The organism is Halogeometricum sp. CBA1124, assembly GCF_009741955.1.
Lineage (GTDB): Archaea > Halobacteriota > Halobacteria > Halobacteriales > Haloferacaceae > Halogeometricum > Halogeometricum rufum.
In genome coordinates this window covers 1-10301 of record NZ_WPCD01000131.1, presented here as the reverse complement: position 1 = coordinate 10301, position 10301 = coordinate 1, and the positions used below count along the sequence as shown (strand labels likewise).

Genomic DNA, 10301 nt, shown 5'->3' with positions numbered 1-10301 from the left:
TTGTGGCGCTTCTCCTCGGGCGGGATGCCGCCGAACACCGGGTCGACGTTCACGTCTCGACTCCGGTTCGAGAGGACGGCGTTGACGGCGGCACCGAGGAGGACGACGAGACCGCTGAAGTAGAGCCACGTCAGGAGGAGGAGGACGCCGCCGATGACGCCGTACGCCTCGTACCGGCCGGCGTTGGCGGCGTACACCTGAAAGCCGACTTCGAGTATCGCCCACCCGCCGGCGGCGACGACGGCGCGGGGAGCGCCTCGCGGACGGTCATCTCCACGTCGGGGAAGACGTAGTACAGCGGGAGGAACGTGAGGCTCAGACCGGCGAGGAGGAACAGCGGGTTCAGCACGTGGAGCAGTGGAATCCGCAGGTAGGCGAACGCGCCCCCGGCGAGCGTGAGGGCGACCAGCGAGACACCGAGGGCGACGAGGGCGACGAGTCCGTCGCGGAACTGCTCGAACAGGCTCGATTCGTACTCGGTCACGTACACCTCCGCGAACGCGGTGTCGAGGCCGCGGAACAGTTTGAGCGCGCCCCACAGGAGGACGAGGACTCCCGTCACCGAGAGCCCGACTTCGCCGCCCGCGTTGTCGACGGCGGCCCGTATCTCCGTCTGGGCGCCCGCCGTGAGGTACGCCTCGGTGAGGCCCGACACGCGCGCGGCGACCATCTCGTTGCCGACGCTCCCGACGGCGAGCAACAGCAACAACAGCAGCGGAATCAGGGAGACGAACGCGCTGTACGCGAGACTCCCGGCGAGAAACGTGAGATTCTGCTCGCGGACGCGTTCGACGACCGTTCGGAGCACCGCCGTCGTCTCGCCGCCCTCGAAGCGCATTGTGAACGAGTTGGCCTCTCCGGTGATGGGTCCGGCGGCCGACGTTCTCATTCGAGCGAATCTATCGACTCCGAACGTGTGGGCGGCGGCCGGGACCGCTCGGCCGTCCGCGACCCGACTCGGCCTCAGTCGTCGTCGTCGCTCGTCGCGCCGAAGTCGTCGATGCGTCGCTGCTCGTCCTCCGCCGCACTGAGCGGGTTCCGCCCGCGCGCGTCGGGGTCGAGCGGGTCGCCGCTGACGAGTTCCGGCAGGACGATGCGGACGAAGTGGACGCCGACGACGAGTAACAGCGGGCCGAGGAACAGGCCGTACCAGCCGAACAGCGCGGGGCCGATGATGTAGGCGAACATCACCGTCCCCGTGTGGAGGTTCCGTCCCGAGACGTACGGGCGGAGCAGGAAGTCCGGGATGGTGTCGACGATGACCAGCGAGACGGCGCCGTAGACGAGGGCGATCCACAGCGTCGCGGGGTCGGTCACCGCCGCCTCCACCGCCAGCAGAATCGTCACCGGCACGTACACGATTTTCATCCCGACCACGGGGATGAGACTCCCCGCCCCCGTCAGCGCGCCGAGCAGCGTCGGCGACGGAATCGACAGCGAGGCCGGCGCGAACAGGTTGATGACGTTGTAGGAGACGGCCGCGATGATGGCGATGGCGAACGCGTTGAGGATGTTGCCGAAGTAGATGGTCTTCAGGTCGCGGTCGACGGCGGTCAGGTAGGCGTCGACGACGCCGCCCCGCCCCGAGAGGTTCTCGCGCGTCCACGCGGCGAGCCGTCTGTCGTCCCGCAGCAGGTAGAACGCGAAGGCGAAGGCGATGAACAACTGCAGCGCCGCGCCGAGGACGAACGACGCCGTCCCCGCGAGGGACGCCAGAACCGTGCTGACCGTCGCCGTGTCGGCCGACTCGAACAGCCCGCGCGGGTCGTCCGCCAGCGTCCCGAGCAGTTCGTTCGGGTCGCGGACCGATTCGAACGGGCCGAGGTACGGCTGGACCGCCGCCAGAATCCCCTGCTGGTTCTGGCCGACGAACGAGCTCAGCTCCTGAATCGCCACGAGCGCGGTGTAGCCGACGAGGACGACGATGGGCAGCGAGAGCACGAGGAGCGCGACGGCCGCGCCCACGCTCTGCTGGCCGACTCGGTCGCGTATCCGCGAGTACACCGGCCGGGTCGCGTAGTAGAGGAACAGCCCGAGCATGAACGTCCCGAGGTAGGCGTCGGCGACGAACGCCAGGACGAGGAGTATCGCGAGCCCGAGCAGCCACCACATCGCCCGAGAGCGGTCGACGGTCGAGGTGAAGCCGAACTGCATCGTCGTGTAGAGGGGCGACGGGAACTAAACTCCTCTCCCCGCTGTCATCCCGATTGCGCTCCGTCGTCCCCGCGCCCCCGTTGTCGCTCCGTCACCCGTCCAGCGAGTACGCGGCGTCGAACCGCCTGTCGTGAAGCGCGGGGAACTCCGAGCGGACGCGGTCGACCTCCTCGCGGTCGACGTCCGCCACCACCGTCCGGTCGCGTCGCCCGCGTTCGCTCGCTGGACGCCCCACGGGTCCACGACGACGCTCTGGCCGCCCATCGAGACGCCGCGGTTCGTCCCCGCGAGGTTGGCGGCGACGAGGAACACTTGGTTCTCGACGGCGCGGGTGCGCGTGAGGAGGTGCCAGTGGTCGGTGCGGGCCGCGGGCCACGCCGACGTGACGAGGAGGAACTCGACGCCGCGGTCCACGAGTTGCCGGTAGAGTTCGGGAAACCGCAGGTCGTAACAGGTCGTGAGGCCGACGGTGCCGAGGGGCGTCTCGACGGCGACCACCTCCTCGCCCGGCGTCAGGAGTTCGCTCTCGTCGGACTCGTAGCCGAACAGGTGGACCTTCCGGTACGAGGCGAGTCGCTCGCCGTCGGGCCCGAACAGCAGACTCGTGTTGTACAGGTCGTCGCCGTCGCGTTCGACGACGCTCCCGCCGTGGAGGTGGATTCCGAGTTCGTCGGCAACCCCGGCGAGACGCGTCGCCGTCGGGCCGTCGACCGGTTCGGCGGCGTCGTCGTAGGCGTCGAACGCGAAGTAGCCGACGTTCCACATCTCCGGGAGGACGACCAGTTCCGCGCCCCGTTCGGCGGCGTCGCGGACGCGCGAGACGGCGCGTTCGACGTTCGATTCGACCGACTCCTCGGCCGTCAGTTGGACGGCTGCCACGTTCATAACCGACGTATCCGGTGCGTCGCTTATCAGTTATCGTGCCGATGCCGATGTCGTAACTGATTTACCTGCTGTTTAGGTATGCCTAAAGCAACGATGTCTGGAGACGCGCGGACCGGTCGGCTGCTGGACCGTCTCGGGGCGTTCGCGTGGGTGGACGCGACGCTCCTGTCGGTCTGTCTGACGAGTGTCGCGGTGGTGGTTCTCGGCGGCCTGGTGCAGGTGAGTTTCGGGACGTACTCGATGACGCTCGAACAGGCGTGGCGGGCCGTCCTCGACACGACGGTGCTGTTGGACCCCCGCTGGATGCTCAACTTCGTCCTCGGGGAGGAGCTGATGCGTGCGGTCACGGGCTTTCGGGGCGAGTTGCCCGAACTGCCCACCGAGACGCTCATCGTCTGGAACATCCGCCTGCCGCGCGTCTTCGTGGGCATCCTCGTCGGCGCGAACCTCGCCGTCTCGGGGGCCATCTTCCAGGCGGTCACGCGGAACGAACTCGCCAGCCCGTACATCCTCGGCGTGAGTTCCGGCGCGGGACTGGCTATCCTCCTGACGCTCGTCGTCTTCAGCGGTCTCGCCCCGTTCCTCCCCCTCATCGCCGCCGCCGGCGGTGCCGCCGCGTTCATCATCGTCTACACCATCGCGTGGCAGAACGGCACCTCGCCGGTCAGACTCGTCCTCGCGGGCGTCATCGTCTCCACCATCTTCCAGTCGCTGCAGACGGGGCTGTTCTTCTTCGCCGACGACCTGGCCGTCGTCCAGAGCGCCATCGCGTGGACCACCGGGTCGCTGACGGGCGTCGACTGGGAGCAGGTCAGGCTCGCGCTCCCCTCGACGACGCTCGCCGTCGCCCTCGCCGCCCTCGGCGCGCGGCAGTTGAACGTCCTCCTCCTCGGCGAGCAGACGGCGCGCTCGCTCGGCATGTCGGTCGAGCGGACCCGCTTTCTCCTCTCGGGCGTCGCCATCCTCGCGGCCAGCGCCGCCATCGCCGTCGCGGGCATCGTCGGTTTCGTCGGCCTCATCGTCCCGCACGTCGTCCGCAACCTCGTCGGGAGCGACTACAAGCGCCTGATGGTCGGTTGTCTGTTCGTCGGTCCGGCGCTGATGGTGCTGGCGGACGTGGGTGCGCGACTGGCGATGGCGCCCGTTCAGGTGCCCGTCGGCATCGTCACGGGCCTCGTCGGCGGTCCGTACTTCCTCTACCTCATGCGGAAACAGCAGAATCTGGGTGACGTCTAGATGGCCGAGAGCGAGCACGAAGACGAGCACACGAGCATGACCCGGACACAGAGCGACGGAGCGACCGAGACGGACCGTGCGACGAACGGCACCGACGGGTCGGACGAGACGAGCGCTCTCGTCGGCGACGACCTGACGCTGTCGTACGCGACGAGCGAGGAACCGGTCGTCGAGTGCGACCGCATCGACGTTCCGCGGGGGGAGATAACCGCCCTCGTCGGCCCGAACGGGAGCGGCAAGAGCACGCTGTTGAAGGCGCTCTCGAAGCAACTCGCGCCCGACGCCGGGGACGTCCTCCTCGACGGGAAGGCGATTCAGGAGTACGGCGACAAGGAGTTCGCGCGCGAACTCGGCCTGCTCTCGCAGGAGAACGAGTCGCCGAACTCCATCACCGTCGAGGAGTTGGCGTACCACGGCCGCTACCCTCACCGCGGCTTCTTCGAGCAGGTGGACGAGGAGGACGAGGAGGCGGTCGAACGCGCCATCGAACTCGCCGGGGTCGGGCACCTCCGAGACCAGACGGTCGGCAACCTCAGCGGCGGCCAGAAGCAACTGGCGTGGATAGCGATGGTGCTCGCACAGGACACGGACGTTCTCCTCCTCGACGAACCGACGACGTACCTCGACTTGCACCACCAGATGCGCGTGATGGAGACGGTCCAGCAACTGAACGACCGGCGCGACGTCACCGTCGCCGTCGTCCTCCACGACATCGCGCAGGCCGCCCGCTTCGCCGACTACCTCATCGCCCTGCAGGACGGCGAAGTGTACGACTGGGGACCGCCGAGCGAAGTGGTCACCGAGGAACTCCTCGCGGACGTGTTCCGCGTCGAGGCGGCCGTCTCCTACACGCCCGACCCCGAAATCGTCCCGAAGCACTCGCTGTGAGCCGGCCGTATCGAAACGGCTTTGAACTTTTAGGTTAGCCTAAAATACGATGACAGACGACGGTTCACGGAGTCGAACGCGGCGGGACGTACTGAAGGCGAGCGGCGTTCTGGCCGCGTCAGGCTTCCTCGCGGGCTGTACCGGCGATTCGAACGGTGGGACGACGACCGGCGCGGGCGCGACCGATACCGCGGCGGCGACGACGACGCCCACCGAGACGGCGACCGAGGAGGAGACGGAGACCGAAACCGAGGCGAGCGAGTCGTACTCGGTGTCCATCGAACCGGTCGGCGAAGTCACGTTCGAGTCGGTGCCGGAGACGTGGGTCGCCAACAACGGCAGTTGGGCCGACATGGGCGTCGCGCTCGGGTTGGAACCGCCGGCGGGCGTCTGGCTCCCGAGCCGGTACCACACGCGCTACTACGACGAGATTCCCGGCGTGAGCGTCGACGGGAGTTCCATACAGAAACTGTGGGGCGACGGCGGCATCGGCAAGGAGCAGTTCTACGAGTTGGACGTGGACGTCCACGTCGCGGACCCGAACTTCCTCCTGAACCGCGGGAAGTGGGCGCAGTCCGACGTGGACGAGATAGCCGAGAACGTCGGTCCGTTCTTCGGTAACAGCATCTTCTCGCGGAGCTACCCGTGGCACGAGGACTACCGGTACTACACCCAGTACGAGGCGTTCGAGAAGCTCTCGCAGGTGTTCCAGCGCACCGACCGCTTCGAGGCGTTCGACGGCCTCCACGAGAAGTTCCAGGCGGCGCTGGCACCGGTGGTCCCCGGCCGCAGCGAGCGACCGTCGGCCGCCGTCGTCTGGGGCAGCGGCGACCAACCCGAGCAGTTCTACCCGTACACCATCGACGAGGGGACGAGCTTCAAGCACCTCAACGACCTGCAGGTGAAGGACGCGTTGGCGAACACGGACGTGAAGAACTTCTACGAGAGCCGCGGCGCCATCGACTTCGAGACGCTGCTGGAAGTCGACCCCGCAGTGCTCTTGATTCGCGGACAGGAGGCGAAGACGGCCGACGAGTTCCAGAACACGGTGGTCTCGTTCATGGAGAGCCACGACGTCGCGAGCCAACTCACGGCCGTCCAGAACGGCGACGTCTACCGCGCCGGTCCGCTGTATCAGGGTCCCATCACGAACCTCGTCGTCACGGAGCGTCTCGCGCGGACGCTGTACGGCGTCGAGGAGGAACTGTTCGACCGCGAACGCGTCGCCGACATCGTCGCCGGCGACGTCTGACTCCCGACGTCCGTCGTCCCCGCCGTCCGCCCACCGGCGACGTTCGCCGAGTTTCCGGTCCCGCCGCTCCGAGCGGCGAGTTCTCGGTACAGAAGTGAAGCGGGCGGTTCCCGGTATCCTACGTCGCGAACCGTACGCTTCGACCGAAGATACGTCGCGCTCGCGAAAAAGGCTGTCGAACGCCGGGTCCCACTGCCGCGCCGACTAGCTTTCGTTTCGAAATACCTTTCAGTCTTTAGGCTTGCCTAAATCGTAATGGGACACGACGGTTCACGGAGTCGTACGCGACGCGACGTACTGAAGGCGAGCGGCGTTCTGGCCGCGTCCGGCTTCCTCGCGGGGTGTAGCGGCAGTTCGGATTCCGGGACGGCGACGGAGGCGGGCGCGACCGACGCCGCGACGGACACGGCGACCGGAACGCCGACCGACTCGGAGACGGCCGAGGAGACGGCGACCGAGACGGAGTCCGGCGAATCGTACTCCGTGTCGATGCCGCCGGTCGGCGAGGTGACGTTCGAGTCGGTGCCGGAGACGTGGGTCGCCAACAACGGCAGTTGGGCCGACATGGGGGTCGCCCTCGGCGTCGAACCGCCGGAAGGCGTCTGGCTCCCGAGCCGGTACCACACGCGCTACTACGACGAGATTCCCGGCGTGAGCGTCGACAAGAGCGGGATGACCGCTCTCTACTCGGACGGCGTCTCGAAGGAGGTGTTCTACGAACTCGACGGCGACGTGCACGTCGTCGACCCGAACTTCCTCATGAACCGGTTCAAGGGGTGGGAGCGAGCCGACGTGGACGAGGTGTCCGAGCAGGTGGCCCCGTTCTTCGGCAACAGCATCTTCTCGACGGGGTACACGTGGCACGAGGACTACCCGTACCTCTCGCTGTACGAGGCGTTCGAGAAGCTCTCGCAGGTGTTTCAGGAGCAAGAGCGGTACGAGGCGTTCGCCTCCCTCCACGAGGAGTTCCAGTCGAACGTCTCCTCGGTCGTCCCGTCCTCGAAGTCCGAGCGTCCCGCAGTCGCCGTCGTCTGGGCGGCGGGCGACGAACCCGAGTCGTTCTCGCCGTACCTCGTCGGCGAGGGGACGAGCTTCAAGCAGTGGCGCGACCTGCAGGTGCGCGACGCCCTCGCGGAGACGGACGTGAAGGACTTCCACGAGACCCGCGGGAAGATAGACTACGAGACGCTGCTGGAGATAGACCCCGACGTGCTCCTCTGTCGCGGCCACGAGAGCCAGACGGCCGAGGAGTTCCAGAACACCGTCGTCTCGTTCATGAAGGACCACCAGACGGCGAGTTCGCTCACGGCCGTCCAGAACGGCGACGTCTACCGCGGCGGCCCGCTGTATCAGGGGCCCATCACGAACTTCGTCGTCACCCAGCGCGCGGCCGAGCAGGTGTACGGCGTCGAGGAACAGTTGTACGACCCACAACGCGTCGCCGACATCGTCGCCGGCGAGTTCTGAACGACGCGACGGGGCCGCTTCGGCGTCCGGCGTCCGGCACGCGTCGCGTCACTCGTCGCCGCGCGTGAGGCGCAGGAACGCCCGCGTCGGCACGCGCGTCTCGACGCGACTCGGCGGCCGCCCGGCGCTCTGCGTGCCCTCGATGGGGACGCGTTCGACGATGCCGACTTCGGCGAACTCGTAGAGGTAGCGCGTGATGGTGCTCTCCGAGAGCGACGCCGAGGACGCGATGACCGAGGCGGCGCGACCGACCGAAGACCGGTCCTCGGGGTCGAGCGCGACCAGTCGGCGGAGGACGGTCCGCCGATTCTCCGAGAGGGCGAGGACCCGACCCAGCGCGACGCACGGCCGGGGGACCGAGTCCATCCCCGCGTCGAGATGCGCGTCTTCGACGACGTCGCTGTCCTCGTCGAGCGCGATGTCCACCGCGCCGAGGAGGGCCGCGAGGGCGTCGTGCGCGTCGCCCTCCGCCCACCCCGCGAGGCGTCGAATCTGCTGGTGCGTCGTCGCGTCTCTCGTCAGGCCGGTCGAGACGCGGGCGGTCAACAGGTCCGTGAGTTCCGCGCGGTGGTAGGAGTCGACGGTGACCGTCTTCGTCGCGTGGGGGTCCGGCAACACCTCGCCGGGAGCGCTGCGGCCGACGGCGACCCACGACGTTCGGTGTCCGAGACTCTCCAGTTCGCCGGCGAACGACGCCAGTCGGTCGGTGCCGTCCTCGTCGGCGTGGTCCATCGCCACCACGAGGATGCGGCCGCCCCGGAGGTGTCTGCTCACCCGTTCGCGGAGGTCCGAGGTGGAGAGTCCGCGCTGGGGGATAGATTCGCTCGTCACCGCGTCGAGGACGGCGTGGTAGAACTCGAACTCGCTCGTCGCCTCGCGGAGGTCCACGTAGGCGAACGACCGCATGTCGGCGTCGGCACCGCGGGTCGTCGTCACGATGGAGTCTTCGGGAGACGAGAGGAGTCGAGCGAACTGCGAGAACAGCGCCGTCACCACGGCCGACTTGCCCGAACCGGCGGGTCCGCGGACGTAGACGTTCTCTGGCGCGCGGTGGTCGAACACCGGTTCGAGTCGGTCGAGGAGGCGTTCGATGGTCGGCCCTCGCCCCGTCGGTTCCGCGGGGTGCCACACCGGGGAGAGAGACGCCTCTTCGAGGACGAGTTGTCGCCTGTCGCCGCGTCGCTTGCGTTGAAGGATTCGTTCTTCGAGATTCATCCGAGCTGCCGTGCCCGTTACGGGCGAGAGGTGGTCGAAGGGGGGAACGCTCAGGTTCCCGGAGACGGTGCCGTTCAGATGCCGAGCGTGGCGACCCACGAGGAACTCGGGAAGACGCCCGCGATGTAGAGTACCGCGACGAGGAACGTCCCGAACACGATGGCGGCCGCGGCGGGTCCCAGTGGGTGTCGCCGTGCGCGTAGAAGATGCGCTGGAACAACTCGCCGAACAGGGCGCAGATGAGGCCGAACGCGCCCGCGACGAGCAGTGCGACGGCGAGCGAGCCCTCACCGCCGTTGCTGACGGCCAGCGCGGCGGTGCTGCCGGGCAGCGCCATGTGGTGGGTGACGGGGATGCGCTCGACGCCGAGGTTGAGGAACAGCAGCGACGCCGCGCTGATACCGAACGCGAGGAACGCGCTGCCGGTCACCATGGCGATGTAGCCGCCGAGGATGCCGACGACGACGCCGATGGCGGCGACGTTGCCCCACTTGTACTGGTGGGGGAGCCACGGTTCGACCGCGAGACGGCTCGCCGTCGCCATCCCGCCGTCGGTTTCGACGCTCCCGCCGTCCGTCGCGGCTTCGCCCATCACGCGCATCTCCTCGCGTCGAACGGCGACATGTCGAGGAAGCCCTTCCCGCGCGCTTGCCGACGATGTCGTAGCCGAAGGCGACGCGGTGGATGAGCGCCGACAGCGTGACGCCCATCGCGATGTGGTCGTACGGCATCGCGAACGTCGCCGAGGCGACGGTCAGCCAGTAGCCGATGATACCGAACACCCCGCCGACGGCGAGCACGTCCGGTTTCGTCCCGAGGGCGAAGGCGATGTCCTTCGCGTTGTGGTAGTCGAAGCCCGACTCCATGTAGCCGCGTTTCGCCGCGTACGCGGCGGCGGCCGCGCCGCCGGCGAAGCTGATAGCCGGGGAGAACGGCGCGCCGAACGCGACGGAGCCGGTGATCGAACCGGCGTCGACGTTGGCGATGACAGCGGTCTCACCGGCGATGACCATGAAGCCGGTGAAGATGAACGCCGGGAGGGCGCCGAGCGCCGCACCGAACGCGCCGCCGGCGAAGGCGGCGATGAGCATCTCGACGGCCCACAGGTCAGCCAGCGCCATCAGTCACCTCCGTCCTGTGCCCAGTCGAGCGAGCGCTGCACCGCCTCCTGCCAGCGACCGTAGCGCTTCTCGACGTTCTCGGC

At 68.1% G+C, this 10301-nt stretch carries 6 protein-coding genes and 3 pseudogenes; 4 read left to right on the top strand and 5 right to left on the bottom strand.

The window, feature by feature from the left end; genetic code table 11:
- The 3 genes and pseudogenes from GJ632_RS14585 to GJ632_RS14575 all read right to left on the bottom strand — a co-directional run.
- Nucleotides 1-838 (bottom strand): annotated as a pseudogene (locus tag GJ632_RS14585) (YihY/virulence factor BrkB family protein); the annotation flags it as partial.
- A gap of 125 nt (nt 839-963) precedes the next feature.
- A complete protein-coding gene (locus GJ632_RS14580; RefSeq protein ID WP_191453343.1) occupies nt 964-2154 on the bottom strand; it encodes an AI-2E family transporter in 1191 nt (396 codons plus the stop codon).
- A 91-nt stretch (nt 2155-2245) separates the two neighbouring features.
- A pseudogene (locus tag GJ632_RS14575) lies at nt 2246-3039 on the bottom strand (carbon-nitrogen family hydrolase).
- Between the two features lie 93 nt (nt 3040-3132).
- Here GJ632_RS14575 and GJ632_RS14570 point away from each other — a divergent pair.
- The 4 genes from GJ632_RS14570 to GJ632_RS14555 all read left to right on the top strand — a co-directional run bounded on the left by GJ632_RS14570 (nt 3133) and on the right by GJ632_RS14555 (nt 7882).
- Nucleotides 3133-4275 carry an iron ABC transporter permease gene (locus GJ632_RS14570; protein WP_089811475.1) on the top strand — a complete coding sequence of 381 codons (1143 nt, stop codon included), beginning with the start codon at nt 3133-3135 and terminating at the stop codon, nt 4273-4275.
- A 36-nt stretch (nt 4276-4311) separates the two neighbouring features.
- Entirely contained in the window at nt 4312-5163 is an 852-nt protein-coding gene (locus GJ632_RS14565) for an ABC transporter ATP-binding protein (RefSeq protein ID WP_394351813.1), read from the top strand.
- A gap of 49 nt (nt 5164-5212) precedes the next feature.
- Entirely contained in the window at nt 5213-6415 is a 1203-nt protein-coding gene (locus GJ632_RS14560; protein ID WP_191453341.1) for an ABC transporter substrate-binding protein, read from the top strand.
- A gap of 255 nt (nt 6416-6670) precedes the next feature.
- Entirely contained in the window at nt 6671-7882 is a 1212-nt protein-coding gene (locus tag GJ632_RS14555) for an ABC transporter substrate-binding protein (protein ID WP_191453340.1), read from the top strand.
- 48 nt (nt 7883-7930) lie between these two features.
- Here GJ632_RS14555 and GJ632_RS14550 read toward each other — a convergent pair whose 3' ends face one another.
- Complete coding sequence (locus tag GJ632_RS14550; protein ID WP_089811484.1) at nt 7931-9097, bottom strand: Cdc6/Cdc18 family protein; 1167 nt, start codon at nt 9095-9097, stop codon at nt 7931-7933.
- 74 nt (nt 9098-9171) lie between these two features.
- Nucleotides 9172-10218 (bottom strand): annotated as a pseudogene (locus GJ632_RS14545) (hypothetical protein).
- Nucleotides 10219-10301: the final 83 nt, after the last annotated feature.